Below are 26,719 nucleotides of genomic sequence, written 5' to 3'. Positions count from 1 at the left end.
CGGGTTTGATCTGAAATCTTCGAAGGCATCAATCGCGCCCTTCCGCCGCGCGCGAGCGGCCGCTCTCCGTCTCCGCACGCTGCTTGAGCCTCAGGCGCGACACACGCTGCCAGTCGCCGGTGCGCGCGGCCTCGACCATGGCGCGCTCGACGTAGCTGATGTGGTCCATGGCGGCCCGCCGCGCGGCCTGCGCATCGCCCGCAGTCACCGCGCGGTGGATGTCGAGATGCTGCGCCAGAAGCTGCTCGCGTGCGCCCGGCAGGTTGAACACCATCAGCCGGTTGAGCAGGACGCCGTCTTCCAGCAACCGGTAGCAGGCGCGCAGCGAATGCAGCAGGATGATGTTGTGAGCGCATTCGCCGATCGTGTTGTGGAATTCGACGTCGATCGCGGCCTCTTCGGAAAAATCGCCGCGCTCATGCGCCGCCTGCATGCGCCCGACGATCTCGTCCAGCAATGCGCGGTCCTCGCGCGTCGCGCGGCGTGCGGCGTACTCCGCCGCCACGCCCTCGATCTCGCGGCGGTATTCCAGATAGTCCGCCGACGCTTTCGGATGGGTCGCGATCAGCTCCATCACCGGCTTCGAAAACACCTGGCCGATGACGTCGGCCACATAGGTCCCGCCGCCATGGCGCGTCATGAGCAGGCCGCGCGTCTCGAGGCTTTTCAGTGCATCCCGCAGGATGGGTCGGGACACGTCGAACCGTTTGGACAACTCGCGTTCGGCCGGCAGCCGATCGCCGACGCGCAGCACGCCTTCGAGGATCAGGCTCTCGATCTGCTGCGCCGCCTCGTCGGCGGTGCGCGCGTGGTCGATCGGGGTGAAAATCTCTGTCACATGCGGTCCGCAAATACTGTCACGCGAGGCAAGCCCAAGCAAAATACCGGCCAGACCGGCGACTGGTCAACAAAATTATCCACTTTGCCGGACTGCCGTTGCATCACGCCGGCCGCAGCGCGACACAAATGCCCATTTCCCGGCGCAATCTCCTGCGCGAGCATCGTGCGCCCGTTGGAGAGGGACATGACGATCGAGCCGCCAGGTCTTCGGTTTCAGACGCAGACGTCTGGCAGCGTGCTGGGGTTCCCGGCACATGAAGGCCGTCCGGGCGCATTGGGCGAAGTGCATGCGCGGCCGCATCCGCTGATCGAGGCGCCGCGCATCCTGATCCAGCTCTCCTTCATGACCGACGGCGGCTCCGGGGTCGATCATGCCGTGCTGGCGGAACTGTCACGCGGGCTGGGGATCGCGGCTCCGGACCGTCAGGCGCGCCACCATGCCATGAAATGGGGGCAGGGGACGCTGCGCTGGGAGCGCCACACGGAGTTTTCGACCTATCTTTGGGAGGGCCCGTTGCATGAGAACGGCCGTTCTCTTGAAGAATCGCCCTTCGGCAACGGGTTCTCGCCGCCCGGCACCGTCATCTCCGGCATCCGCCTGGAAATCCGGCGCTGGAACCCTGCCAGCGAAAGGCTGATCGCCGGGTTCGATCCGACCAGCCTCTGCTATTCGCTGGTCGAGGGCGGTAAGGCGGCGGTGATCACCGACTTTCGCCAGGATGGCGACGGGCTGACGCGTATTCTGGTGCTCGACCGTGGATTGAACCCGGCCCGAACCGGCGCGCTGACGCAACGCCTGATCGACGTCGAAACCTACCGCACGCTGGCCATGCTTGGCCTGCCGCTCGCTCAGTCGCTCTCGGCCCGCGTTCGCCGCATCGAGGACCGGCTGGCGTTGATCACGCGCGAGATGAAGGCGGCGGAAACGCGCCAGAGCCCGGTCCTGCTTGCCGACCTCACCGAGCTCGCGGCTGAACTGGAGGCCGATGCTGCCGCCAGCCTCTATCGGTTCGGGGCCAGCCGTGCCTATGACGGCATCGTGGAGGAGCGCCTGAATGCGCTCGATGAAGAGGTGGTGCCAGGCTACGACACCTGGGCCGGCTTCCTGAAGCGGCGTGTCGCGCCCGCCATGCGCACCTGCCGTTCGGTGGAGGAGCGTCAGGCCAACCTGTCGCGCAAGCTGACCCGGGCCACGACGCTTCTGCGCACCTGGATCGATGTCGAGGTCGAAAGCCAGAATCGCGACCTGCTTGCTTCGATGAACGACCGCGCAAAACTCCAGTTGCGGCTGCAGCAGACGGTGGAGGGCCTCTCCGTCGCCGCCGTCTCCTACTATGTCGTCGGCCTCGTCGGCTATCTCGCCAAGGGCAGTGTGCTTTTCGGCGTCGAGGTGAAGTCGGAAGTGGTGACGGCATCGGCCGTGCCGGTCGCGATCCTCGCTGTCTGGTGGATGGTGCGCCGCGTCAGGCGGCGGCATTCGGAGCCCAGGACAGTGGCAAATTGACGCTGCGTCAGCGGCCCGTCCTGTCGTTTCCGGATGCGGCCAATGCAGTATTTGCAAGCGTCCATCTAAACTGGTAAATCCTTTTTACCAGTGGGCGGAGTTTGCTATGTCGCGGCTGTTGATGCCGAAACCGGACGAGAAGACGCTTGCGCGTCGCGAGGAAATCGTGGCCGACATGCGCACCATCGTTCCGGGCGAGGGGGTGGTGGATACGGTCAACGAGATGCGCGTGTTCGAGAGCGATGCGCTTACAGCCTATCGCCAGCTCCCGCTCGTCGTCGTCTTGCCGGAAACGGTCGCGCAGGTCTCGCGCGTCCTCAAATATTGCAACGAGCGCAACATCCGCGTGGTGCCGCGCGGTTCCGGCACGTCGCTCTCGGGCGGCGCGCTGCCGCTGGAGGACGCGGTCCTGCTTGTCATGAGCCGCTTCAACCGCATCCTCGACATCGACTATCCCAACCGCGCCGTGGTGGCGCAGCCGGGGGTGACCAATCTCGGCATCACCCACGCCGTCGAGCAGGAGGGTTTTTACTACGCCCCCGATCCATCCTCCCAGATCGCCTGCTCGATCGGCGGCAACGTCGCGGAAAACTCCGGCGGCGTGCACTGCCTGAAATACGGGCTTACCGCAAACAACGTGCTGGGCATCGAGATGGTGCTGATGAACGGCGAGGTCGTGCGCCTCGGCGGCAAGCATCTCGACGCCGAAGGCTATGATCTTCTCGGCCTCATGACGGGTTCGGAAGGCCTGCTCGGCGTGGTGACCGAAGTGACGGTGCGCATCCTGCGCAAGCCTGAAACCGCGCGGGCCCTGCTGATCGGCTTTCCCACCAGCGAAGAGGGCGGCCATTGCGTCGCCGACATCATTGGGGCTGGCATCATCCCTGGCGGCATGGAGATGATGGACCGACCCGCCATCCATGCCGCCGAGGACTTCCTGCATGCCGGTTATCCGCTGGACTGCGAGGCGCTCCTGATCGTCGAACTGGACGGGCCGAAGAACGAGGTGGACCACCTCATCGGCGCGGTAGAGGCTATCGCCGCGCGGAACGGCTCCACGCTCTGCCGCATCTCCACCTCCGAGGAGGAACGGCTTGCCTTCTGGGCGGGGCGCAAGGCTGCGTTCCCGGCGGTCGGCCGCATCTCGCCCGACTATTACTGCATGGACGGCACGATCCCGCGCAAGGAGTTGCCGCGAGTGCTGGCCGGCATGCGGTCCCTGTCGGAGAAGTACGGCCTGCGCGTCGCCAACGTGTTCCATGCCGGCGACGGCAACCTGCATCCGCTCATCCTCTATGATGCCAACGTGCCCGGCGAACTGGAGAAGGCCGAGGATTTTGGTTCCGACATCCTGCGCCTCTGCGTTGAGGTGGGCGGCGTGCTCACGGGCGAGCACGGTGTCGGTGTGGAAAAGCGTGACCTGATGCCCGAGATGTTCAACGAGGCGGATCTCGACCAGCAGATGCGCGTCAAATGCGCGTTCGATCCCAACCACCTGCTCAATCCGGGAAAAGTGTTCCCGCAGCTGCGCCGCTGCGCCGAGCTCGGCCGCATGCATGTGCACCGCGGGCAGGTGGCGTTTCCGGATATTCCGAGGTTTTGAGGTGATCTCTCCGAAAGATGGTTCCTCGCCCCCGCAACGCGGGGGAGAGGTGTCTCGGGCAAAGCCCGAGACGGAGAGGGGGGAGACGCATCTGGCGAGCCGACGCACCGCAGAAAAGATTGCGCGCGCTCGCTCGCTTCGACGGGGCGACAACCAGGCGGAAGCAGTCCTCTGGAACGAGTTGAAGGCTCGTAGGCTCGGCGGTCACAAGTTCGTCCGCCAGATGCCGTTCGGACCTTACTTCGCAGATTTCGCATGCCGCAGCGCAAAACTCATCATCGAACTCGATGGCAGCCAGCATGCGGACAGTGAGTACGACCGGCGACGTGACGAGTTCATGCGAAGTTGCGGATACTCGGTGATTCGGTTCTGGAGTAGTGACGTGCTCCGAAGCAAAACCAGCGTTTGTGAGACGATCTTGGCCGCGCTGGACGGACGTTTGGCGGAAGATACCGTCGCTTGGGACCTGAGGTTTGTCTATGCCAAGCCAGGCATGCCGAGGGATGGTGGCCTTTGAGATGATGCTCCCCCTCTCCGCCTCGCTTCGCTCGGCACCTCTTCCCCGCTTTGCGGGGGCGAGGAACTCAAGATCGTAGATGCCCATGACCAATTTCACTCCTTCCACCTCCGCCGACGTCCTCTCCGCCGTCCAGTGGGCAGCCGCGGAAGGCGCGCCGCTGGAGATCATTGGCCACGGATCGAAGCGGGGCATCGGTCGGCCGGTGCAGGCCGAGCATACGCTCGATCTGTCGCAACTCACCGGCGTCACGCTCTACGAGCCGGAGGAGCTTGTGCTGTCGGCGCGGGCCGGAACGCCCGTCGCGGAGATCGAACGGCTGCTGAAGGAAAACGGCCAGGAGTTCGCGTTCGAGCCGATGGACTACGGCCCGCTCCTTGGTGGAGAACCAGGCCGCGGGACGATTGGCGGCATGCTGGCCGCGAACCTTGCCGGTCCTCGCCGACTGAAGGCCGGCGCGGCGCGCGACCATGTCCTCGGCATCCACGCCGTGTCTGGCCGTGGCGAGGCGTTCAAATCAGGCGGTCGCGTGGTGAAGAACGTCACCGGATACGACCTCTCCAAGGGGCTGGCCGGCTCGTGGGGCACGCTGGCGGTCGCCACCGACGTCACCTTCAAGGTCTTGCCCGCTGCCGAGACCGAGACGACGCTCGCCGTGCGTGGCTTCGAGGACGACGCAATGGCGTCGGCGCTCGCCATCGCGATGGGGTCGAGTTGCGAAGTATCAGGAGCGGCACACCTGCCCGAGGGTATCGCGGACAAGGTGGCCGGCGGCGTGCTGGGCAGCCAATCGGCGTCGCTGGTGCGTGTCGAGGGCTTCGGTCCCTCGGTCGCCTACAGGGTGGCCAAGCTCAAGGACCTGTTGGGCGCAGCACCACAGATCGACGAGATCCCGGCGGACCAGTCGCGGGCCCTGTGGCGCGACGTCCGCGACTGCATTCCCTTCGCTGACGGCACCGAAAAGCCGGTCTGGCGGGTTTCGGTCGCGCCCAGCGAAGGCTGGAAGCTCTCGCTGGCGCTGCGCATGGAGTCTCCTGCGAGCGCCTTCTTCGACTGGCAGGGTGGGCTGGTATGGCTTCGGATGGAAGGCGATCCCGAGGCTGACCTGATCCGTCGCCTGGTGCAGAAGTGCGGCGGCGGCCATGCCACGCTGGTCCGCGCAGCGCCGTCATGGCGAGGCTCGGTGGACGTCTTCGAGCCGCAACCGGCCGCGCTCGCCGCCCTGTCGCGGCGCCTGAAGCACGAGTTCGACCCGAACGGCGTGCTCAATCCGGGCAGGATGGGGTAGGATGGCCCGTCGTTGCCGGAACAGGAGGCTGGCATGAAAATCACGGATGTTCTGAGCTCAGACCCCGAAGTCGTGTCTGGTGCAGTCGTTTTCAAAGGCACGCGTGTGCCTGTCGATGCGTTGTTTGAGAACATGGCCGACGGGATGTCGGTCGAGGAGTTCGTTGACAATTTTCCGACCGTAGAAAGACATCAGGTCGAGGCGGTGCTGCAAATCCTGGCGAATGAAGTGAAGCGTCATTTTCCGAGGGCGGCTTGAGGATTGTTCTCGATGAATCCGTGCCGCGCGATCTGGCCAAGGCGTTACGTGCGTTGGGCTTGGAGATCGTGTCCTTTCCCAACCACTGGAAAGGCACCAAGAACGGCGAGCTGCTGACGCGGGTCAAGCAAGCCGGGTTCGATTGTCTCCTGACCTGCGACAAGAACATGGCCCGACAGCAGAACGTGCGGCAGCTGGAAATACTGTTAGCGGTATTGCCGACCCAACGCCTCGCTACACTACTGCCGCAGGTCGATCAAATTGCGCGCTCCCTTCGCTCAGATGCCACTCCGGCGAAGGGTGTCCTGAAGATTGAGTTCCACAAGTCCGGCCCGATCAGCGACACATAATGCAAACCACCTTCACACCCGCCCAGCTTACTGACCCACATGTCGCGGAATCGGAAAAAATCCTGCGCAAGTGCGTCCATTGCGGCTTCTGCACGGCGACGTGCCCGACCTATGTCACGCTCGGCAACGAGCTCGACAGCCCGCGTGGCCGGATCTACCTGATCAAGGACATGCTGGAGAACGGTCGTCCGGCGGACGCCGAGATCGTGACACACATCGACCGCTGCCTGTCCTGCCTCGCCTGCATGACGACCTGCCCGTCGGGGGTCAACTACATGCACCTGGTCGATCATGCCCGCGCCCATATCGAAAAGACCTATCGCCGTCCGTTGATGGACCGCCTGACCCGCAGCCTCCTGGCCGCGGTGCTGCCCTATCCGGGGCGCTTCCGCGCCGCCCTCAAGCTGGCTGCCCTCGGCCGCCCGCTCGAGCGCCTGTTTGCCTCCGTCGCGCCCCTCAAGCCGCTGGCGGCGATGCTGCGCCTTGCGCCGAAGAGCGTGCCGGCGGCGTCTCCCCTTTCCAGGCCGGGCGCGCATGGTGCGGCAGGTGCGCGACGGGGCCGAGTCGCCATCCTGACCGGCTGCGCGCAGCCGGTGCTCGATCCGGGGATCAACGACGCCACGGTTTCCTTGCTCACCCGCCTCGGCGTCGAGGTCGTCGTTCCGGAAGGCGAGGGGTGCTGCGGGGCGCTGGTCCACCACATGGGGCGCGAGGATGCTGCCCTGGATTTTGCGCGCAGGAACGTCGACGTGTGGGTTCGCGAGATGGACAAGGGCCTCGACGCGATCATCATCACTGCCTCGGGCTGCGGAACCACGATCAAGGACTACGGCTTCATGCTCCGGCTCGATCCGGCCTATGCGGAGAAGGCGGCCCGGGTTTCGGCGATGGCCAAGGACGTGACCGAGTATCTCGCCGCGCTCGACCTTCCCGAGCCTGCGGTAAAGCCCGGGCTCGCGGTCGCTTATCACTCGGCCTGCTCGATGCAGCACGGCCAAAAAATCACCCGCCAGCCGAAGGACCTGCTGGCGAAGGCCGGTTTCGTCGTCCGCGAGCCGCGCGAGGGGCACCTTTGCTGCGGCTCGGCCGGCACCTACAACATCATGCAGCCGGAGATTTCCACCCGCCTGCGCGACCGCAAGGTGAAGAACATCGCGGCGACGCAGGCCGACATCGTCGCAACCGGCAACATCGGCTGCATGACCCAGATCGCCGACCGCGCCGGCATGCCGATCGTCCACACGGTCGAGCTGCTCGACTGGGCCTATGGCGGGAGGCGGCCACGCGGCCTGGGGCCGGAGGCGCGGCCCGTTTCGATTAGCGCGAGCTGAGTTCAGGGTCCGGCTGGACGGAGGAGCCCGCGCTGTCATCCGACCGCACCGCACGGTTGCGCTGCCAGAAGGTGAACGTAAGGCAGACTGCGTACATCGTGATGCCGTAGACGCCAGCGGGCACGCTGGCCGGCGCCACGTCGCCCGCACTGTGGGCGACCAGGGTGCCCACCGCGACGCCAAGCGCCGCGTTCTGGATGCCGACCTCGAGTGCGAGGGCGGTGGCCTGGCCTTCAGTCAGGGACATCAGGCGCGCCAGCCCGAGCGCAACGATCAGCGTCACCAGATTGAGCGCAATGGCGCTCGGACCGAGCAGCGGCAGATTTTCGATGAAGAGTGTCCAGTTGATCATCAGGATGCCCCCTACCACGACGATCATCAGGACCATCGCCAGCGGCGAGATCAGTCGTTCCGCCAATTGGGCGAAGGCAGGGGCAAGCCGGCGGACCGTCATTCCCGCGATCACCGGAAGCGTCGTCAGCGCAAACATCGACAAGCCCAGCCGCGACACGTCCAGGTCACCGGCTTCCAGGCCGATGAAGTAGTCAGCGGCCAGCTCGGTCAGAAGGGGCATGGTGACGACCGCGAGAAGCGTGCTGACTGCGGTGAGAGAGAGCGACAGGGCCACGTCGCCGCGTGCGACGCGGGTCATGATGACCGAGCTCGCGCCGCCGGGGCATAGCGCAAGGATCACCAGGCCGAGCCCGAGCTCGGGTGGGAGCCTGAACAGGATCGCCAGGGCAAACCCGGCGAGGGGCATGGCGACCATGCGGCAGAAGATGCCGACCGCAAACGCCTTGGGCGCCTGGGCGATGCGCTTGAAGTCCCCGATGACGAGGCTGAGGCCGAGCAGGAACATGATGACGAACAGCGTCATCGGTAGCAGCACGTTCAGGAATACGTCCACGAGAACCTCAATGACCCATGCAGGGGACGAGCCTATCTGGTTCAGCTTGAACAAGCGTGAACTGCAGGGTGGGTTGCCGGGTGCGAAGAAGGCGGCTGCGGTTTCCCGCGCCGCCTTTCGCTGACTGGCCAGATCCCCCTTGGCCAGCCGTTCCCGTGGGGAAGCTACATGACGACGACCTTGGCGCCGACGGGGACGCGTTCGTAGAGGTCGACGACATCCTCGTTGCGCAGGCGAATGCATCCCGACGAGACGTTCGTGCCGATCGTCCACGGCGCATTGGTGCCGTGGATGCGATAGAGCGTCGAGCCGAGATAGAGCGCACGCGCGCCGAGCGGGTTTTCGGGGCCGCCAGCCATGAAATTCGGCAAATGACGCCCTTTCGCCCGCTCGCGGGCGATCATCTGCGCCGGCGGACGCCAGTCGGGCCACTGCGCCTTGCGGGACACTGTCTCGGTTCCCGTCCAGCCCATGCCCTCCTTGCCGACGCCGACGCCGTAGCGGCGGGCGCTGCCGTTGCCCTCCACGAGGTAGAGGAACTTGGACGCGCTATCGATCACGATGGTGCCGGCGGAATACGACGTGTCGTAGGACACCTGCTGCGGGAGGAACTTCGGATCGAGCGCGTGGCGACGTTCCTGCCTGGCCTTCGGCGCGGCAGCCGCTGGAAGGGTGCGAACCGCTTCCTGACGCTGGCGTGCGCGATAGTTCTGCTCGGTCCGGGGCCTCGCGTTGCGTTCAGCGCTCGGGCGGGTCGGCTGCGACCTCATGTGGTGCGACTGCCTCAGGGTGGTTGGCACGGTGCGCCGCGCCTGGCCGTCCTGAAGCTGCATCACCCAGGGGGCTGCCAGATCGGGACTGACCTTGACCGGCGGCCGCACTGCGTAGCGCTCGTTCGCGCCGGCCATGCCTGCTGACATTACCATGGCAGCAATGAAACTCGCTGCAAGCAAAGATACCTTCATCACGCCCACCTCACCCCATACACTCGGCGCCGGCCCGCGGCGTCGGTTCTGTTCTGGCGGCGGACAGGAATCCAAATGGTGAATCGAATTAGGCGCGAAGGCCGTGGACGTCGTAAACCTTTCGGTGTGGTTACCGGCGGGTGCAGGAAGCTGGTAAAGCGGGCGTAAAGCGGCGTTGCAGGGCATTAATGAATGGATTTGAAATGACTGAGAAATCGGGATTGCACGAAGGGGAAGACGGGAGAGTGCGCTGTGCGTGGCCGGGAAGCGATGCGTTCTACCAGCGCTATCACGACGCGGAATGGGGACGCCCGGTGACGGACGATTTCAGGCTGTTCGAGAAGATCTGCCTCGAAGGTTTCCAGTCGGGCCTTTCATGGCTGACCATCCTGCGCAAGCGCGAGAATTTTCGCGCCGCCTTCGAAGGGTTCGACTTCCGCAAGGTTGCCAAGTTTGGCGAAGCCGACGTCGAGCGCCTGCTGCAGGACGCCGGCATCGTGCGCCACCGGGGCAAGATCGAATCCACCATCAACAATGCGAAGCGCGCGATCGAACTGGTGGACGAGGTCGGATCACTCGCCGGCTGGTTCTGGAGTTTCGAGCCGGGCCCCGCCGAGCGCCCGGCGAGGGTCACCTGGGCCGCCATCGCGGCCATGCCCAAGACCGAGACGTCGACCCGCATCTCCAAGGAACTGAAGAAGCGCGGCTGGAGTTTCGTCGGCCCGACCACGGTCTACGCCTTCATGCAGGCGATGGGCATGGTCAACGACCATGTCGAGGGTTGCGTGTGCCGGGCCGAGATCGAAGGCATCAGGACGAAGTTCAAGCGGCCGACGGCCCGTGGGGAGCGCGTCCTGGCGGGCTGATTCGACCCTGGCCGGTTGCCGCTGTGCCCTCGTGCCAGCATTATGATGTCGGTGCCCTCCTGTGGTGTCCCCTTTCCATGGGAGGCGGCGCATGGCAGCCTCGTCCAATCAGTTTCGTGAAGTCGACGCGCTGCCATGCGCCGCCGTGTGGATGGGGGCGGCAGGGACAATCGCCAAGGCGTCTCAGTTGAGCGGTTGGCCGCTTGCTCGCCCGCGCTGCGGCACGGGGCCAGCATTGCGTCGTTGGGCGCTTGTCCGGCACGTCATGGCATGGGTCCTAGGGTCTCCGCCTTCGCTTTGCTCGGCTTCGCCCTAGGATGACGAAGAGGGGAGAGGGAGCAGCGGCCAATCGCCAAGGTTGGCGGTTGGTAGCGACGTGGTTGGCAGCGACATCCCAACCTTCGTCATCCTAGGGCAAGCGCAGCGAAGCGGAGCGCGACCCTAGGACCCATGCCGTGAGGTCTCGGCAGCCTGCCCAACCATGCACTGCTGGCGGGCGCGCGGCGTTGCGGCGCGCCCACTCTTGCCGCCAAAGACCCTATCGTCTAGGACACGGCCGCACTCCAATACTCTACGCGAGCACAACTTTCATGGCCGAGAAATCCTCAAAAATGCTGGCGCGGCTGCCGCGCGGCTTCGTGGATCGCGGTCCGGACGACATTCGCGCCGCCGAGAAGATGATGGCGACGATCCGCGAGGTCTACGAGCTCTACGGATTTGAGCCGGCCGACCAGCCGCTCATCGAATACACCGATGCGCTGGGCAAATTCCTGCCCGACCAGGACCGTCCGAACGAAGGCGTGTTCTCCTTCCAGGATGACGACGAGCAGTGGCTGTCGCTGCGCTACGACCTGACGGCGCCGATGGCCCGCTACGTGGCGGAGAATTACGAGAAGCTGCCAAAACCCTTCCGCAGCTATCGAGCGGGCTGGGTGTTCCGCAACGAGAAGCCGGGACCGGGCCGCTTCCGCCAGTTCATGCAGTTCGACGCCGACACGGTTGGCACGCCGGGCGTCGCGGCCGATGCCGAGATGTGCATGATGATGGCCGACGTGATGGAGGCCCTTGGCATCCCGCGCGGGCAGTATCTGATCCGCGTCAACAACCGCAAGGTGCTGGACGGCGTGCTGGAGGCGATCGGGCTGGGCGGGGATGAAAACGCCGGCCGAAGGCTGACGGTTCTGCGCGCCATCGACAAGCTCGACAAGTTCGGACCGGAGGGCGTGCGCCTGCTGCTCGGGCCGGGCCGCTGGGACGGCGGCAAGGAAGGCGAGGGCGATTTTACGAAGGGCGCCGGCTTGGGCGAAGCCGCAATCTCGAAGGTGCTCGCCTATGTCGAGACCGGCGAGATCGAGGACAATGAGGGCGTCGCCGAGCTGAAGGATATTGCGGCCCTCGTGCAGGCCGCCGGCTATGGCGACGATCGCATCCGCATCGACCCCTCCGTCGTGCGCGGCCTCGAATACTACACCGGCCCGGTCTTCGAAGCCGAACTGCTGGCGGAGATCCCCAACGACGAAGGCCAGATCGTGCGCTTCGGCTCGGTCGGCGGCGGCGGGCGCTATGACGGGTTGGTGTCGCGCTTCCGGGGCGAGCCTGTTCCGGCCACCGGCTTCTCGATCGGCGTGTCGCGGCTGCTCACGGCGCTGAAGAACCTCGGCAAGCTCGACAATGCCGACCAGATCGGCCCCGTGGTCGTGCTGGTGATGGATCGCGACACGGAGAGCCTCGGCCGCTACCAGAAGATGGTTTCGGACCTGCGCCAGGCCGGCATCCGCGCCGAGATGTATCTCGGCGGTTCCGGCATGAAGCCGCAGATGAAGTATGCCGACCGCAGAAGTGCGCCCTGCGTCGTGATCCAGGGCGGCGACGAGCGGGCCGAGGGCGAGGTGCAGATCAAGGATCTCGTCGTCGGCGCGAAACTCGCCGCCGGCATTACCGATCACGACGCCTACAAGGAGGCGCGTCCCGGCCAGGTGACCGTGCCGGAGAGCGAACTGGTCGAGACGGTGCGCGGCATCATCGATGCGCAGAAGGCGGAACGGCGGTGACGGGCTGGGCGCTGATGACCCCCCTCTGGCCTGCCGGCCATCTCCCCCTCAAGGGGGGAGATCGGTTGACACCGATGATTTCGCCAATCGGCAGCGTTGCCGCGAAGAGGCTGTCTCTCGAGCTGCCAATCTCCCCCCTTGAGGGGGAGATGGCCGGCAGGCCAGAGGGGGGTGCGTTTCGCATCACGCTCCAATGACCCTCCGCTATCCCTCCGTCGCGCCGGCGATCCTGTCGCTCTTCGCCGAGCGCAACGTGGAACTGGTCGACGTTCCGATCATCCAGCCGGCCGATCCGTTCCTCGACATGGCGGGCGAGGATCTGCGTCGCCGCATTTTTCTGACCGAGAACGAGACCGGCGATGCGCTGTGCCTGCGGCCGGAGTTCACCATTCCTGTCTGCCTGGACCATATCCGCACCCGAGCGGAGACGCCGCACCGCTATGCCTATCTGGGCGAGGTGTTCCGCCAGCGCCGCGAAGGCGGCAGCGAGTTCTTCCAGGCCGGCATCGAGGATCTGGGCGAGACGGACACGGCCGAGGCCGATGCGCGGTCGATCGCCGACGCCCACGCGCTTCTCACGCGGGCGCTGCCGGGAATCGCGTTGTCGGTGACGCTTGGCGACCAGACGATCTTCGAGGCGGTGCTTGCCGCGCTCGGGCTGCCGCGCGGCTGGCAGAAGCGACTGGCGCGCGCGTTCGGCACGCCGGATCAACTGGAGGCAGCGCTCGCCGACCTGGCCAATCCGCCGCGCAACAGCGCTTTGCCCGCCGAAATAGCCGAGCTGGTAGCCTATCGCGACCAGGAGGCGCTTTCGCGGGAGATCGAGGCCGGCATGGAGCGCGCAGGGCTTTCCGCCCGTTCGAGCCGTGCGCCTCAAGAGATTGCGCGGCGGCTGATCGAAAAGGCCGAACTGCGCAGCGTCCGGCTGTCCTCGGAGGCGTTCGAGGCGCTGGAAACCTTCCTTGCCATCAAGGCGCCGCTTGACCGCGCCGCCGATACGCTGGGCGCATTCGCCAAGTCAGCCGACCTGACCCTGGCGCGGACGCTGGACACGTTCTCGCGCCGTGTGGAAGCACTGGACCGGCACGGCCTGGCGGGCGACGTCGTCTATGACGCCGCCTTCGGCCGGCCGCTCGACTACTATACCGGTCTCGTCTTCGAGATTTCCGCGGGAGAGGCCGACCGGCCGCTTGCCGGCGGCGGGCGCTACGACCGCTTGCTCACGCTGCTCGGAGCGGACGCGCCGATTCCTGGCGTCGGCTTTTCGGTCTGGCTCGACCGCATCGAGCGCCTGGCGGGAGACGCCGCATGACGATCACGCTGGCGCTGCCCTCCAAGGGGCGACTGAAGGACCAGGCGACCGAGGTGTTCGCCAACGCCGGACTGGTCGTGGTCCAGGCGGGCGACGAGCGCTCCTATCGCGCGCGAGTGGACGGGCGCGACGACATCGAGATCAAGCTGCTGTCGGCATCCGAGATCGCCACCGAACTCGGCGCGGGTAACCTGGATCTGGGCGTGACGGGCGAGGACCTGATCCGTGAGAAGCTGGCGGACTGCGACGCCAAGGTGGCGGTTTCCGCACGCCTGCCCTTCGGCTTCGCCGATGTCGTGGTTGCGGTTCCCGACTGCTGGTGGGACGTGGAGACGATGGCCGATCTCGACGACGTCGCTGCCGACTTCCGCCAGCGGCACGGCCGCAGGCTGCGCATCGCGACAAAATACTGGCGGCTGACGCAGCAATTCTTCTCGCACGCCCACGGCATCCAGGTGTATCGCATCGTGGAGAGCCTCGGCGCGACCGAGGGCGCACCGGCGGCTGGCTCCGCCGACATCATCGTCGACATCACCACCTCCGGCTCGACGCTGAAGTCGAACCACCTGAAGGTGCTGACGGACGGCGTCATCCTGAAGTCGCAGGCCTGCATGGTGACGTCGCTCAAGGGCCGCGGCGAGGACGAACAGCGCGCCATTGAGGCGATCGCGGAACGCGTGCGCGCGGCGACCGGCTAAAAGCCTGAGCAAGCGATTCCAGGCATTTGGCGGCAGTTCCGGAATCAATCCGGGAACCAGTTGATTCAGCTTGAAAAGAAAAAGCCCGAGGCGCGCCCCGGGCTTTTTCGATTCAGGCAGTCGAGGTTCAGCGCTTGCCCAGCGCCCAGGCGCCCGGGCCGAAGACGGCCAGGATCAGGAAGCCGCCGGTGATCGCCAGGTTCTTCTGGAAGAACAGCATCTGGTTCATGTCGGCGAGGTCGGTGTGGGCGATCAGCGTCGCGGCGACCGTGAACACGGCCAGCGCGACGGCCACGACGCGGGTCTGGTAGCCGACAAGGATGGCAAGCCCGCCGCCGAGCTCGAGCAAGCCGACGAGGATGGCGACAAGCGTCGGGGCGGGCAGGCCGATCGACCCGAACCAGCCGGCGGTGGCGCCGATCGTGGTCAGCTTCGCGAAGCCGGCCATGATGTACATGGCCGACAGGAGGATGCGGCCGACGAGGAGGGTGGCGGAAGCGGCGGTGCCGGCGCTGGCGCCGGTGTCTGTGGCAGAGATGGACATGAGAGGGCTCCGATGGGTGCGTTTCGACACAAAAGATAACAGCCGGAAGCCGTCATCAGAAGGTGCACGAGATTGCACACATCGTTCACATATCCTGAACTGTCGCCGCTCCCCCCGCCGACGTCAGCCTGGGCGCGTCATGTCCTCGGGCCGCACCAGGCGGTCGAAGTCGGCGTCGGTGACGTAGCCGCCGCCAACGGCTTCCTCGCGCAGCGTGGTGCCGTTCTTGTGGGCGGTCTTGGCGATCTTGGCCGCGTTGTCATAGCCAATCGTCGGGGCGAGCGCGGTGACCAGCATCAGCGAGCGCTCCAGCGCCGCCTTGATGTTGTCCTCGCGCGCCTCGATGCCGACGACGCAATTGTCGGTGAAGGAGATGGCGGCGTCGGCCATGAGCTGCACCGACTGCAGGAAGTTGTAAGCCATCAGCGGGTTGTAGACGTTGAGCTCGAAATGGCCCTGGCTGCCCGCGAAGCTGAGCGAGGCGTTGTTGCCGAACACCTGCACGCAGACCTGGGTGAGCGCCTCGCACTGTGTCGGGTTGACCTTGCCAGGCATGATCGACGAGCCCGGCTCGTTCTCGGGCAAGGCGAGCTCGCCGAGGCCGGAGCGCGGACCGGAGCCCAGCAGGCGGATGTCGTTGGCGATCTTGTAGAGCGCCGCGGCGGCGGCATTGATGGCGCCGTGCGAGAAGACCATGGAGTCGTGCGCAGCCAGCGCCTCGAACTTGTTCGGCGCGGTCTTGAAGTCGAGCCCGGTGATCGCGGCAATGCGCTCGGCGACCTTGACGTCGAAGCCGACCGGCGCGTTGAGGCCGGTGCCGACGGCGGTGCCGCCCTGGGCGAGCTCCATCAGGCCGGGCAGCGTCATCTCGATGCGCTTGATCGAGGAGGCGACCTGCGCGGCGTAGCCGCCGAACTCCTGGCCGAGGGTGAGCGGCGTGGCGTCCTGCGTGTGGGTGCGGCCGATCTTGACGATGTGGTCGAATGCCTTGGCCTTGGCGTCGAGCGCCTTGTGCAGATGATTCAAGGCAGGCAGCAGGTTGTGGATGACGCGCTCGGCGCAGGCGATGTGCATGGCCGTCGGATAGGTGTCGTTCGACGACTGGCTCATATTGACGTGGTCGTTCGGGTGGACGGGCTTCTTTGAGCCCATTTCGCCGCCCAGCATCTCGATGGCGCGGTTCGAGATCACCTCGTTGGCGTTCATGTTGGACTGCGTGCCGGAGCCCGTCTGCCAGACGACCAGCGGAAAATGGTCGTTCAGCTTGCCGTCGATGACTTCCTGCGCGGCAGCGACGATCGTCTCGCCGAGCTTCGGGTCAAGGCGGCCGAGAGCCATGTTGGCCTCGGCGCAGGCACGCTTGACGATGCCGAGCGCGCGCACGACCGAGAGCGGCTGCTTCTCGGAGCCGATCTTGAAGTTGCCGAGCGAGCGCTGCGCCTGTGCGCCCCAGTAGCGGTCGGACGCGACCTCGATCGGTCCAAACGTATCGGTCTCGGTTCTCGTCGTCTTGCTCACTGCGGTCTCCAACTCTCTTTGGGTGGCGCCGGGGACAGTCTTGCTTTGCTCTCTTGAATGCCCATCAGCTGCTAGACCGAGCGCTGCAAGAGTAAACTGTCCTCGTCCATTGTCGGCGATGGCGTATCGCGTTGCACAATGGGCTTCAAGAGGGCGGCGGCGGGCAAATCGGTTGAAGGAGCGGTTCGTGCGCCGAAGCATTGCCGCACGCGCCCCTGAGGCGGCATGATGGCGGCGGAGAAACGTGATCGCAGGAGATGAAGGCATGGCCGCTTGCAGCCGGCTCTCCCGCCGAAGCTTCCTTGCTGGTGTCTCGGCCTTCGGGACGATAGGACTGACAGGCCGCGCCGACGCACAGTCCGCCGTCGCCGCCAACGACGCGACGTTCCTCTTCATCAGCGACGTGCACGCCTGCCGCATGGCAAGCGGACTGAGCCCCAACTGCCAGCAGGAGGGCAAGACGGATGCAAACCTGCTCCGCCACATCCGGGCACTTAACGCTCTCGACCGCACGCGCTGGCCGGCGGAAATCGGCGGCAAGCCCACCGGGCTGGCGTCGGCGGCACAGAAGATTGCGACGCCACTCGGCATCGTCGTGGGCGGCGACATGACGGATGACGGCGGCGGCCAGATCACGCTGCCCAGCGAGGGCACGCAGTTGCTGCAGTTCAGCCACCGCTACAGCGAGGGGGTCGGCGACGACCGCCTGCATGCCCGGGTCTATGCTGGGCTGGGAAACCACGACCTCGACCAGGACGGCCCGAAGGACCACGTGGACTGGTACCGGCGCGAATTGCGCGACTATGTCGAGATCAACCATCGGCCGGGCGTCTTCTTCAAGCCGCCGGTGCCCGCGGAAAACTACGACGTCGATTCCGATTCCTACTCGTGGGACTGGGGACATCTGCACCTGGTGCAACTCCACCGCTTCGGCGGCGACACCCGCAAGGGCGCCGTCAGTGCGCTGGATTGGCTAGGCCGGGATCTGGCAGGGAGCGCAGGCGACGGCAGGCCGGTCGCGCTCTTCCAGCACTATGGCTGGGACCCGTTCTCGACCGAGCGCTGGGATCCGGCCAGGACGACCTTCGACGACACGGGCGAGGGGCCGCCGCACTGGTGGACCGAGGCCGAGCGGCAGGCGCTTCTGGATGTCATCCGCGGCTACAACGTCATCGGCCTCTTCCACGGCCACCAGCACGAGACGCCGATGATCTACAAAGCGGCGGGCCTCGACCTCTTCAAGCCGAAGGCGGCCTATATGGGCGGGTTCGCGGTCGCGCGCGTGTCGGCCACGCGCATGGACGTGGTACTCGGCGAAGCGGTTGGCGATGCCGGCGCGGTCACGTTCACACACGCGCTTTCGAAGGCGCTGTAGCGGCGGGGCACCGCAAGGTGGGTTCCTGATCAGAGCGGCTCGGCGCCGAGCAACGCGCACCAATGGGCGAGGCGCTCCTTGAGCCGCTTTCCCCGGATATAGGCGTCCTCCTCCTGGGGCAGGCGCTCGACCGCCTCGCAACTGAAGGCCTCCCGGCCATGAGCGTCATATGCGGTCTGGAGGCTCGGCTTGTGCATGCTACCCAGCCGCAGCGAAAACCACAGCCTGTTCTCGATGGTGGCGAGGTCGGGCGCCGCGCCCGCCCAGCACTGGCCGCTGGCGATACAACGAACGGCGTAGATGCCTGCCACGACCTTGCGTTCCTTGTAGGCCGCGATTGCCGCCTTCCTGCCTTCGGTAAGCATGTCCTCTTTCCTGCGCTTTCGAATGCTGGATCGCAATTATCACCCGGGTAATATTGACGCAAGATTTTTATCCGGGTAAATTGTAGGCGTTGGAGATTGAAGCATGTCCGAGTCTGCATCGAGGCCAGCGACGGCCTTCCGGGCCAATCAGAAATTGGCGGCGGGTCCGCTAGCCGAGGTCGCATGCGCGGTGCGGGCAGCCTTGGATGCAGCGCCCGACATGTCGGTGCTGGTGTTCGACGACGCAACCGGCGCGGTGGTGGATCTCGACCTGAGGGGAACCGACGAGGAGATCGTCCAGCGTGTCCGTGAGCGCGGCGAGCCCAAAGTGCAGCCGACTGCCTACGACGCGGCCCAGCACATGGCCGACGACGCGCCGCGGCAAAAGCGCGGTCGCCCAAAGCTCGGTGTGACGGCCAGGGAGGTCACCCTGCTGCCCCGCCACTGGGAGTGGCTCGCCGCGCAGCCGGGTGGCGCCTCGAACGCGCTGCGGCGGCTCACGGAGACGGCGATGCGCGCGGACAGAGGAGGGGCCCAGGCGCGTGCACGCACGGAGGCCGCCTACAGGTTCATGTCCGCCATGGCGGGGGATCTTCCGGGCTTCGAGGAAGCCTCGCGGGCGCTGTTCGCCGGTGATCGGACGCGGTTCGGGCACAATGCCGACGGATGGCCGCCCGATATCCGCGCCCATGTGAACAGGATGGCTTGGGAAAACGGCGATATTTGACAGGAAGCCCCGCACGGCCATAGCGGGCAGTGTCCCGTTCCGCGGCGCTGCTGGCGACCGGGAGCCAAACTGCAACCTGGCGCCGGAAACGAAAAACGCCTCCCGCACCGCGTATGCGTGCAGGAGGCGCTTTTTGTCTGGCTGATCTGTCGGATTGCTCTTCGAGATTGCCCTGACATGAACAGAACGTGGCTCTTTGCGAAAGGTTCCGCATCGACGGAACTTTTTTGACGGCGACGAGCCGTCGATGGAAGTCAGCACGAACGCGCCGAGGCATCCGCCGGCGACGCCCGCCGGCATTAGGCGCCAACACAGGTTCCAGTCGATGTTGCAATGGTAGAGATGGGGACTGCCCGACGGGGCCGTGGTGAACAGCTCGGCCGCCTGCAAGGAGGCGCACGCCTGCGCCGGCGTGACGCCGAACGTGCGCGGCGTGCCATGGGATCCTGACCACCATCCTGAATCAAATGCGGTCGGGTAGGGAAGGAGGACATCCAAAGGTTGAATATTGTCAAGGGACGCTACTTATGATTGAATTGAAGCGCGCTCAAGCAACCAAAGGTGGTCTGCCGGTTGAGGGCCGCGCACAGCGGCGCGCCTTGGAATGTCTGTCGGAGCGGGCCGGATCTGACCCTGCACATCGCGAGCGCCTGACGCACTGCGTCGGCATGCCGTCAACAGGGAGGTGGGAATGGCACTCGTGCTCGGTGTGGGCGCATTCGGAAACGACGTGCGCCGGTTGCAAGACTATCTCAACCGCGAATTGTCGTCGACGCTGGTTCTCGATGGCTCCTTCGGCGGCAACACAAAAGCCGAGGTGCTGCGCTTCCGCAACCGCTTCGGGCTCCCGGCAGCGCCGGTATTCGATGACCAGTGCTTCGCCATTTCCGCGGATCGCGGCTTTGCGCCACCGGATTTCGACACGCACCCGTCGAAGAGCGGGGTAAACTGGCCGAGGAGGCCAACCGGGCTCAGTTCGCCGGACGGGGCCACCATGCAGGCGAAGTGCGGAACCATCAGCTTCGTGCACGCCCCGAGGCCGGGCAATCCCGAGCATATCAAGGTGACCAACAACTTCGAGGCGGCCAATATCTCCGCCGTCGACATCCCCCAGCTGCGGGACTGCGTGGTGCCGACCGGCAGCGGCGTCGTCAAGACGGATGGCAGGATCCGCTTCCACAAGAAGCACATGGACAGGCTGAGGAAATTGTTCGCCGACTGGGAGGCCGCCGGTCTCGTGGACCGCATCCTCACCTTCGACGGCTCGTTCAATCTGAGGCTGAAGCGGGGCTCGACCTCGGCCACCGTGGCGAACCTCTCCAACCACGCCTGGGGCACCGCCTTCGACATCAATGCGCACTGGAACATGCGCAAGACGGTCCCGGCGCTGATGGGCGATCGCGGCTGCCTGCGCGACATGGTGGAGATCGGCCACGCCAACGGCTTCTACTGGGGCGGCCATTTCGGCACCCGGGACGGCATGCATTTCGAGGTGGCGAAGGAGATGCTGTAGGCGACGGTGCGGGGCGGCTTCCGGCCCGAGACGCTCGGGCGAGGGCGGCCAAAGAAAAAGGGCGGCATCGCTGCCGCCCTTCCTTGAAGCTTGCCTTGGTCGGCGATCCTCGGGTCATGCCCGAGGATGGACTTAGAAGTCCATGCCGCCCATGCCGCCCATGCCGCCGCCCGGCATTGCCGGCATCGGGGCGTCCTTCTTCGGGGACTCGGCGATCATGGCCTCGGTGGTGACCAGCAGTCCGGCGACAGAAGCCGCGTCCTGCAGGGCGGTGCGGACGACCTTGACCGGGTCCACGATGCCCATGGTGATCATGTCGCCATACTCACCGGTCTGGGCGTTGTAACCGAAGGTCGCGCCCTTGTTCTCGAGGATCTTGCCAGCCACGATCGAAGCTTCCGCACCGGCGTTGGCGGCGATCTGACGGCACGGAGCCTGCAGCGCACGACGCACGATGTTGATGCCGGCAGCCTGGTCGGCATTCACGCCGGCAGCCTTGATCGCGGAGGAGGCGCGCAGCAGGGCGACGCCGCCGCCCGGGACGATGCCTTCCTCGACGGCCGCGCGGGTCGCGTTGAGGGCGTCGTCAACGCGGTCCTTCTTCTCCTTGACCTCGACCTCGGTCGCGCCGCCGACGCGGATCACCGCGACGCCGCCAGCGAGCTTGGCCAGACGCTCCTGCAGCTTCTCCTTGTCGTAGTCCGAGGTGGTCTCCTCGATCTGCGACTTGATCTGGGCGACGCGGCCCTGGATCTCGGACTTCTTGCCGGCGCCGTCGACGATGGTGGTGTTCTCCTTGGAGATCGACACCCGCTTGGCGCGGCCGAGCATGTTGAGGCCGACGTTCTCGAGCTTGATGCCGAGGTCTTCCGAGATCACCTGGCCGCCCGTCAGGATGGCGAGATCCTCGAGCATGGCCTTGCGGCGGTCGCCGAAGCCCGGAGCCTTGACGGCGGCGATCTTCAGGCCGCCACGCAGCTTGTTGACGACGAGCGTGGCCAGAGCCTCGCCTTCGACGTCTTCCGAGATGATGAGGAGCGGCTTGGAGGTCTGCACGACGGCTTCGAGGACCGGCAGCATGGCCTGGAGGTTGGAGAGCTTCTTCTCGTGGAGGAGGATGTAGGCGTCCTCGAGCTCGGCAACCATCTTCTCGGGGTTGGTGATGAAGTACGGCGACAGGTAGCCGCGGTCGAACTGCATGCCCTCGACGACTTCAAGCTCGGTCTCGGCGGTCTTGGCTTCCTCGACGGTGATGACGCCCTCGTTGCCGACCTTCTGCATCGCCTCGGCGATCATCTTGCCGACCGACTCGTCGCCGTTGGCCGAGATGGTGCCGACCTGCGCGACTTCGTCGGAGGTCTTGATCTTCTTGGCGGACTTCGAGAGAGCCGCGATGACTTCCGAAACGGCGAGGTCGATACCGCGCTTCAGGTCCATCGGGTTCATGCCGGCGGCAACCGACTTGTGGCCTTCCTGCACGATTGCCTGGGTCAGGACGGTCGCGGTGGTGGTGCCGTCGCCGGCGATGTCGTTGGTCTTCGAAGCGACTTCGCGAACGAGCTGGGCGCCCATGTTCTCGAACTTGTCGGCGAGCTCGATCTCCTTGGCGACGGTGACGCCGTCCTTGGTGATGCGCGGGGCGCCGAACGACTTGTCGATGACGACGTTACGACCCTTCGGGCCGAGCGTGACCTTCACCGCGTCGGCGAGGATGTTGACGCCGTTCAGCATGCGCTCGCGGGCGTCGCGGGAGAATTTTACGTCTTTAGCAGCCATATTTCCTAGCTCCTGGGCTGGGCCTGGGATTTATCCGCGGCCCGGATGTCGGATTGTTGAGGAAAGCGTCTTCGGCTCAGCCGATGATGCCCATGATGTCGGATTCCTTCATGATCAGAAGGTCTTCGCCATCGAGCTTCACTTCGGTGCCCGACCACTTGCCGAACAGGATGCGGTCGCCGGCTTTGACGTCCAGCGGGACGATCTTGCCGTTCTCGTCACGGGCGCCGGAGCCGACGGCGATGATCTCGCCTTCCTGCGGCTTCTCCTTGGCGGTGTCCGGGATGATGATCCCACCTTTGGTCTTCTCTTCGGATTCGACCCGACGGACGACCACACGGTCATGAAGCGGGCGGAACTTCGTCTTTGCCATTTTGGAGTATCCTCGAAGCGGATGATGAAATTCGTTTGCGCCGGGCGGAGCCCGGCCGTTAGCACTCACGCAGGGAGAGTGCTAACGCCGCGCTGAGATAGTTGGTAGGGGGATTTCTGTCAAGGAGACGGCAGTCGCGGCGGGGGGAATTTTCCCCGGTTTCGAACTGCGGAGAGCTGGATGGATTTTCGCGGATCCGTTCAGGTAGGAAGCCGTGCCAGGCATTTCAAATAGCCCGATGCAGAAGCCCGCGGCGACTGCTAGACGCACCCCTCCCTCGAAGAACGCCGCCCGTCCGCAGCCTTGACGCCTGGCGGCAAAAGGCTGGCCTACTGCATGGTCTGCGGCAGCCAGGTCGCCAGCGCAGGGAAGTAGATCAGGATCAGCACGAGCAGCAGCGAGGCGGCGACGAAGGGCCAGACCCCGGCGAAGACCCGCTGCGCCGGAACGCCGGTCACTCTCTCCAGCACGAAGACGTTCAACCCGATCGGCGGCGTCAACATGGCGATTTCCATGAGCACGGTCAGGTAGATGCCGGTCCAGATGGGATCGTAGCCGATCGCAATCGTGATCGGCAGCACCAGGGGCAGCGTCAGGATGAGCATGCCGAAAGTGTCCATGATGGCGCCGAGCAGCAGATACATGAGTGCGAGCGCGATCAGGATCGCCTGCGGCGAAGCGTCGAGACCTGCGACCAGGCTCACCACCGCATCGGTCAGGCGCGTCTGCACCAGGAAGCGCGAGAGGATGACGCCGCCGGTGAGGATGAGGAATATGGCGGCGGTGGTGCGGACAGTTTCCTTCAGCGCGGCGCGTAGGGCCTCAGCCGTCAGCCGCCGAGCCACGACGGAAATGACGAAGACGCCAAGCACGCCGACGCCCGATGCTTCGGTCGGCGTGAAGATGCCGACATAGATGCCGCCGATCACGAGCAAGAAGATCAGCGCGATCGACAGCGCCGCCACAAGCAGGCGCGACATTGGCATGTCTTCCTGCTTCAGCCTGTCGACGATGGCGGACGTCGGCGGGTATTGGCGGCGTTGCACCATCACCGTCAGCGCGTAGAAAATCGTCAGCACGATGCCGGGAACGATCCCGGCGATGAACAGCGCGCCGATGGAGGTTTCGCTCCAGACGCCGTAGATGACCAGCGGGATGCTCGGCGGGATGATGATTGCGAGCGTTGCGGCGCTGGCGACGGACGCGGCGGCCAGCTTGTCGGAATAGCCGTGCTTGATCATCTGTGGCACGGCGATGTTGCCCATGGTGGCGACGGCGGCCACGCTGGAGCCTGTCACCGCGCCAAAGCCGGCGGAGGCGAGGATGGTGGAGACGCCGAGGCCGCCGGGCAGCCTGCGTGTCCCGCGCTGCGCCAGCGCGAAGATGTCTTCGGCCAGGCCGGAGTGGAAGATAATCTGGCCCATCAGGATGAAGAGCGGGACGGCGATGAACAGGAAGTTGGTACCATTGTCCCAGAGGACAAGCCCGATCTGCGTCAACGCCTGGGAAGGCCCCGACAGCACCGCATAGCCGATCACGCCGGCGCCGAGCAGCGCATAGCCGATCGGCATTCCGATGACGACGACGACCAGCATGGCCGCCATCACGACGATGCCGAGTGTGAGGGGTTCCATCAGGGTGTCCTGCGCAGGGAGTCCGCGGCGCGGATGAATTCCGCAACGCACGACACGAGGGCGGCAGCCGCAACGAAGGCGGCGAACGGCCAGAAGGGGATGTCTATCATTTCGGCGCCGTCCCCGTATTTCGACATGTCCATCGCCAGCCGCACTGCGGCGTAGGCGACGGCCAGGGCCGCCAGGCCGGTGAGCGCGTGGCGCGCCACCGTCCACAGCCGTCCGATCCGACCCTGGAAGAAGCGGTCAAGCAGGCCGACGCGGATGTGCTGATCTTCGAGGCTGACCATCGGGAGGCCGGCCACGACGATGACGAGCAGCATCAATTCCTTGACGTCGTTTCCCCAGCGCAGCGGAATGTTGAGGAAATAGCGAAGCACGACATCCGCCGACACCAACAGCACCAGCGCCGGCAGCAGGAGATAGACGACCCAGCCGTCGAAGGCTGCGATGAGACGGCGCATGGAACCTCAGTTCGCGGCAGGCAGCAGCCCGTTGACGGGCGATTGCACGGTGAGCTCGAAGATCTTCTCCGCGCTGGCGTCTCCGTATTGGGCCTCAAGCCGGCGGACGTCCTCGATAAGTGCCTTGGCGGGAAGTCCGGCCGCCTCGTTGGTTTCGATCCACTTGTCGAGCACCGGCTGCAGCACCGTGCGCCAGGCCTGCTTCTCCTGGTCGTTCGGCTGGATCAGTTCGACGCCGTTGTCGGTGTAGGTCTTGAGCGCCTGCTGGCGGAACTCGACACCGAGGCGCTGGCTGACCGCATGGGCGATGTTCTGCTGGAACTGCGCGAACACCGGCTTCAGTTCAGCCGGCAGGTCCGCATAGGCGTCGCGGTTGATGCAGGTGTCGATGTGCTGGGCGGTGAGGCCGAGGGACGTATGGTACTTGGCCAGCTCGTAGATCTTGAACGGTACGAAGCCGGGGTCGACCCAGATCACGGCGTCGGCGACGCCCTGCTGAAAGGCGGTGTAGATTTCGGGGAAGGGGATGTTGAGCGTCGTGATGCCGAGCGCTTCGGCGGCTTCCGGTGGAAAGCCCTGGGCAATGACGCGCAGTCCGCGCAGGTCCTCCGGAGTGCGGATCGGCTTCTTGCTCATGATGTCGGAGACGCCGGCGATGACCGTGTAGCCGTAGAGCACCCCGCGCTCTTCCCACTCCGGCACGAAATACTTCGGCGCAAGCTCCTGGATGATGCGCGTCGCTACGACCGGGTTCGACGGGGTGACGAAAGGCAGCTCGAAAGCCTTGTGCAGGGTAAAGCCGCTGCCTTCATAGGACGTGTAGCAGGCGGCATAGTCGGTGACGCGGTTGCGCACCGCGCGCCATCCGTCGGGGGCGGCGTGCAGCGTACCGCCGTGAAACTCCTCGATCGCCAGCTTGCCGCCGGTCGCTTCCTTGAGCCAGGTAAAACCCCTGCTCCACACGGAGGGGACCAGTGATGCAGCCGGATTCGGCGACGAGAACTTCAGCGATACCGGATCACCGGAATATTCCATCTTCGGTTCGGCCTCGGGAGCCTTGTGCGTCAGCCAGTCCTCGACGGTAAAGGCGCTGGCGGGAGCGGCCAGAAGGGATAGCGCGATCGTCATCAGAATGCGTTTCATCAAATCTCTCCAGAATGGACAGGTAGGGTCAGTCGTGCTTGCCGACGATGATGGTGTCACCGGCTCGCAGCGTGTTGCTGATGGTGCAGATGTGTTCGGCGGCTTCGACGAGATCGCGCTTGACGGCTTCGTCGATTTCGTCGCGGAAGCGGACGCTCGCCACGAACGTCCCGAGCCGCGAGGGCTGGTCCTCGGCCTTGATCGCCTCGACCTCCACGTCCAGCGAACCGAGGCGATCGAGGCCTTTGTTTCGCGCTGCGATGCGCACGCTCGCCGCGATGCAAGCCGCAAGGGCCGCGGCCTGCAGTTCCAGCGGGGTGAAGCCGGGAGCCGACGGGGAAAACACGGCGTCGATGCTCTGGGCGCGATCGTTGACGACCTTGCACAGCGCCGCGCTATCGCTGGACGCCTGAACTTTCGCTGATCTGACTGCCATGGACCCCCCGGTCGCACGCGCGGCGCCCGCCGGCCGCGCTTCTTTAGGAATCAATACAATGTCCGCCTGTTGTCAAACGATTCAAGCGTCCGTCGAACAGCCCTCGACTAGCAAGTTCCCGGAAGGTCCAGAAGGAACTGATTTTCGTGTTCCTGTCGAAACGTAGAATCTCTCGCTCTACCGACTTGGCCCGCTTGTGACGGGCGGAGTGGCTGAGCGGCTAGCTGCAAGCAAAGGTTTCAGGGCGTTGACGCTCGGCGCCCGCCTGCTAGCCATTCGTTGCAATGTTCCCGATTGCATAGGCTCGGGGAAAAGGGCAGCGTACCATGCCGCACCGTCAAGGACGGGCCGATCATTCTTT

Annotated in this window: 27 protein-coding genes and 1 pseudogene; 14 read left to right on the top strand and 14 right to left on the bottom strand. The window is 65.3% G+C overall.

Annotated features, from left to right (window positions below; all coding sequences use genetic code 11):
* Positions 1–28 precede the first annotated feature (28 nt).
* Entirely contained in the window at positions 29–838 is an 810-nt protein-coding gene (locus tag PD284_RS20720; protein ID WP_274630019.1) for an FCD domain-containing protein, read from the bottom strand.
* A complete protein-coding gene (locus PD284_RS20715) occupies positions 835–1,026 on the bottom strand; it encodes a hypothetical protein (protein ID WP_274630018.1) in 192 nt (63 codons plus the stop codon). The genes PD284_RS20720 and PD284_RS20715 overlap by 4 nt, the downstream gene beginning before the upstream one ends.
* Here PD284_RS20715 and PD284_RS20710 point away from each other — a divergent pair.
* The 7 genes from PD284_RS20710 (at position 1,025) to glcF (ending at position 7,691) form a co-directional block, all read left to right on the top strand.
* Positions 1,025–2,344 (top strand): DUF3422 family protein, encoded by a 1,320-nt coding sequence (locus tag PD284_RS20710; protein ID WP_274630017.1) that lies wholly within the window; start codon positions 1,025–1,027, stop codon positions 2,342–2,344. The two genes, PD284_RS20715 and PD284_RS20710, sit on opposite strands and share 2 nt — an antisense overlap.
* A gap of 106 nt (positions 2,345–2,450) precedes the next feature.
* A complete protein-coding gene (locus PD284_RS20705; protein ID WP_274630016.1) occupies positions 2,451–3,947 on the top strand; it encodes an FAD-linked oxidase C-terminal domain-containing protein in 1,497 nt (498 codons plus the stop codon).
* Between the two features lie 91 nt (positions 3,948–4,038).
* Entirely contained in the window at positions 4,039–4,464 is a 426-nt protein-coding gene (locus tag PD284_RS20700; RefSeq protein ID WP_274630718.1) for an endonuclease domain-containing protein, read from the top strand.
* Positions 4,465–4,549: 85 nt separating this feature from the next.
* Positions 4,550–5,752, top strand: coding sequence for a glycolate oxidase subunit GlcE (gene glcE, locus PD284_RS20695; RefSeq protein ID WP_274630015.1), 1,203 nt, complete (start codon positions 4,550–4,552; stop codon positions 5,750–5,752).
* Between the two features lie 33 nt (positions 5,753–5,785).
* Positions 5,786–6,010, top strand: coding sequence for a DUF433 domain-containing protein (locus PD284_RS20690; RefSeq protein WP_274630014.1), 225 nt, complete (start codon positions 5,786–5,788; stop codon positions 6,008–6,010).
* Entirely contained in the window at positions 6,007–6,360 is a 354-nt protein-coding gene (locus PD284_RS20685) for a PIN-like domain-containing protein (RefSeq protein ID WP_274630013.1), read from the top strand. The genes PD284_RS20690 and PD284_RS20685 overlap by 4 nt, the downstream gene beginning before the upstream one ends.
* A complete protein-coding gene (glcF, locus tag PD284_RS20680) occupies positions 6,360–7,691 on the top strand; it encodes a glycolate oxidase subunit GlcF (RefSeq protein WP_274630012.1) in 1,332 nt (443 codons plus the stop codon). The genes PD284_RS20685 and glcF overlap by 1 nt, the downstream gene beginning before the upstream one ends.
* Here the strand turns inward: glcF and PD284_RS20675 are convergent.
* The gene (locus tag PD284_RS20675) at positions 7,678–8,598 is read right to left on the bottom strand and encodes a bile acid:sodium symporter family protein (protein WP_274630011.1); all 921 of its coding nucleotides are present in this window, start codon (positions 8,596–8,598) and stop codon (positions 7,678–7,680) included. The genes glcF and PD284_RS20675 overlap by 14 nt on opposite strands.
* A 164-nt stretch (positions 8,599–8,762) precedes the next feature.
* Positions 8,763–9,566, bottom strand: coding sequence for a L,D-transpeptidase (locus PD284_RS20670; RefSeq protein WP_274630010.1), 804 nt, complete (start codon positions 9,564–9,566; stop codon positions 8,763–8,765).
* A gap of 200 nt (positions 9,567–9,766) precedes the next feature.
* Between PD284_RS20670 and PD284_RS20665 the strand changes: the two genes are divergently transcribed.
* The 4 genes from PD284_RS20665 to hisG all read left to right on the top strand — a co-directional run bounded on the left by PD284_RS20665 (position 9,767) and on the right by hisG (position 14,490).
* The gene (locus PD284_RS20665) at positions 9,767–10,429 is read left to right on the top strand and encodes a DNA-3-methyladenine glycosylase I (RefSeq protein WP_274630009.1); all 663 of its coding nucleotides are present in this window, start codon (positions 9,767–9,769) and stop codon (positions 10,427–10,429) included.
* 590 nt (positions 10,430–11,019) lie between these two features.
* Positions 11,020–12,480, top strand: coding sequence for a histidine--tRNA ligase (hisS, locus tag PD284_RS20660; protein WP_274630008.1), 1,461 nt, complete (start codon positions 11,020–11,022; stop codon positions 12,478–12,480).
* A 193-nt stretch (positions 12,481–12,673) separates the two neighbouring features.
* Complete coding sequence (locus PD284_RS20655) at positions 12,674–13,792, top strand: ATP phosphoribosyltransferase regulatory subunit (RefSeq protein ID WP_274630007.1); 1,119 nt, start codon at positions 12,674–12,676, stop codon at positions 13,790–13,792.
* Positions 13,789–14,490, top strand: coding sequence for an ATP phosphoribosyltransferase (gene hisG / locus PD284_RS20650; RefSeq protein ID WP_274630006.1), 702 nt, complete (start codon positions 13,789–13,791; stop codon positions 14,488–14,490). The genes PD284_RS20655 and hisG overlap by 4 nt, the downstream gene beginning before the upstream one ends.
* Positions 14,491–14,617: 127 nt before the next feature.
* Here the strand turns inward: hisG and PD284_RS20645 are convergent, their stop codons facing one another.
* Both PD284_RS20645 and fumC read right to left on the bottom strand, forming a co-directional pair.
* Entirely contained in the window at positions 14,618–15,034 is a 417-nt protein-coding gene (locus PD284_RS20645) for a DoxX family protein (protein ID WP_274630005.1), read from the bottom strand.
* Positions 15,035–15,157: 123 nt separating this feature from the next.
* Complete coding sequence (fumC, locus tag PD284_RS20640) at positions 15,158–16,552, bottom strand: class II fumarate hydratase (protein WP_274630004.1); 1,395 nt, start codon at positions 16,550–16,552, stop codon at positions 15,158–15,160.
* Positions 16,553–16,817: 265 nt separating this feature from the next.
* Here fumC and PD284_RS20635 point away from each other — a divergent pair, with 265 nt between their 5' ends.
* Positions 16,818–17,927, top strand: coding sequence for a metallophosphoesterase (locus PD284_RS20635; protein ID WP_274630003.1), 1,110 nt, complete (start codon positions 16,818–16,820; stop codon positions 17,925–17,927).
* Positions 17,928–17,956: 29 nt separating this feature from the next.
* Here the strand turns inward: PD284_RS20635 and PD284_RS20630 are convergent, their stop codons facing one another.
* On the bottom strand, positions 17,957–18,292 hold the full coding sequence (locus tag PD284_RS20630) for a GIY-YIG nuclease family protein (RefSeq protein ID WP_274630002.1): 336 nt from the start codon (positions 18,290–18,292) through the stop codon (positions 17,957–17,959).
* A gap of 103 nt (positions 18,293–18,395) precedes the next feature.
* On the opposite strand from PD284_RS20630, the gene PD284_RS20625 reads away from it, so the two are divergent.
* Positions 18,396–19,019 (top strand): DUF2239 family protein, encoded by a 624-nt coding sequence (locus tag PD284_RS20625; RefSeq protein WP_274630001.1) that lies wholly within the window; start codon positions 18,396–18,398, stop codon positions 19,017–19,019.
* Between the two features lie 240 nt (positions 19,020–19,259).
* Here the strand turns inward: PD284_RS20625 and PD284_RS20620 are convergent.
* Positions 19,260–19,442 (bottom strand): annotated as a pseudogene (locus tag PD284_RS20620) (TSUP family transporter); the annotation flags it as partial.
* Positions 19,443–19,710: 268 nt separating this feature from the next.
* Between PD284_RS20620 and PD284_RS20615 the strand changes: the two are divergent.
* Positions 19,711–20,532: a M15 family metallopeptidase gene (locus PD284_RS20615; protein WP_274630000.1), complete on the top strand. Its 822-nt coding sequence runs from the start codon at positions 19,711–19,713 to the stop codon at positions 20,530–20,532.
* A gap of 132 nt (positions 20,533–20,664) precedes the next feature.
* On the opposite strand, the gene groL is transcribed toward PD284_RS20615, so the two are convergent.
* The 6 genes from groL to PD284_RS20585 all read right to left on the bottom strand — a co-directional run bounded on the left by groL (position 20,665) and on the right by PD284_RS20585 (position 26,358).
* Positions 20,665–22,308: a chaperonin GroEL gene (groL, locus tag PD284_RS20610; protein WP_274629999.1), complete on the bottom strand. Its 1,644-nt coding sequence runs from the start codon at positions 22,306–22,308 to the stop codon at positions 20,665–20,667.
* A 76-nt stretch (positions 22,309–22,384) separates the two neighbouring features.
* Entirely contained in the window at positions 22,385–22,681 is a 297-nt protein-coding gene (gene groES, locus PD284_RS20605; protein ID WP_274629998.1) for a co-chaperone GroES, read from the bottom strand.
* Between the two features lie 329 nt (positions 22,682–23,010).
* On the bottom strand, positions 23,011–24,315 hold the full coding sequence (locus PD284_RS20600; protein ID WP_274629997.1) for a TRAP transporter large permease: 1,305 nt from the start codon (positions 24,313–24,315) through the stop codon (positions 23,011–23,013).
* Complete coding sequence (locus PD284_RS20595) at positions 24,315–24,779, bottom strand: TRAP transporter small permease (RefSeq protein ID WP_274629996.1); 465 nt, start codon at positions 24,777–24,779, stop codon at positions 24,315–24,317. The genes PD284_RS20600 and PD284_RS20595 overlap by 1 nt, the downstream gene beginning before the upstream one ends.
* A 6-nt stretch (positions 24,780–24,785) precedes the next feature.
* Entirely contained in the window at positions 24,786–25,922 is a 1,137-nt protein-coding gene (locus tag PD284_RS20590; protein WP_274629995.1) for a TRAP transporter substrate-binding protein, read from the bottom strand.
* 28 nt (positions 25,923–25,950) lie between these two features.
* Complete coding sequence (locus PD284_RS20585) at positions 25,951–26,358, bottom strand: OsmC family protein (RefSeq protein WP_274629994.1); 408 nt, start codon at positions 26,356–26,358, stop codon at positions 25,951–25,953.
* Positions 26,359–26,719: the final 361 nt, after the last annotated feature.

The organism is Mesorhizobium shangrilense, from assembly GCF_028826155.1.
Lineage (GTDB): Bacteria > Pseudomonadota > Alphaproteobacteria > Rhizobiales > Rhizobiaceae > Arvimicrobium > Arvimicrobium flavum.
Note: the sequence above shows the minus strand (reverse complement) of the source record. Positions and strands in the feature narration are given on the sequence as shown.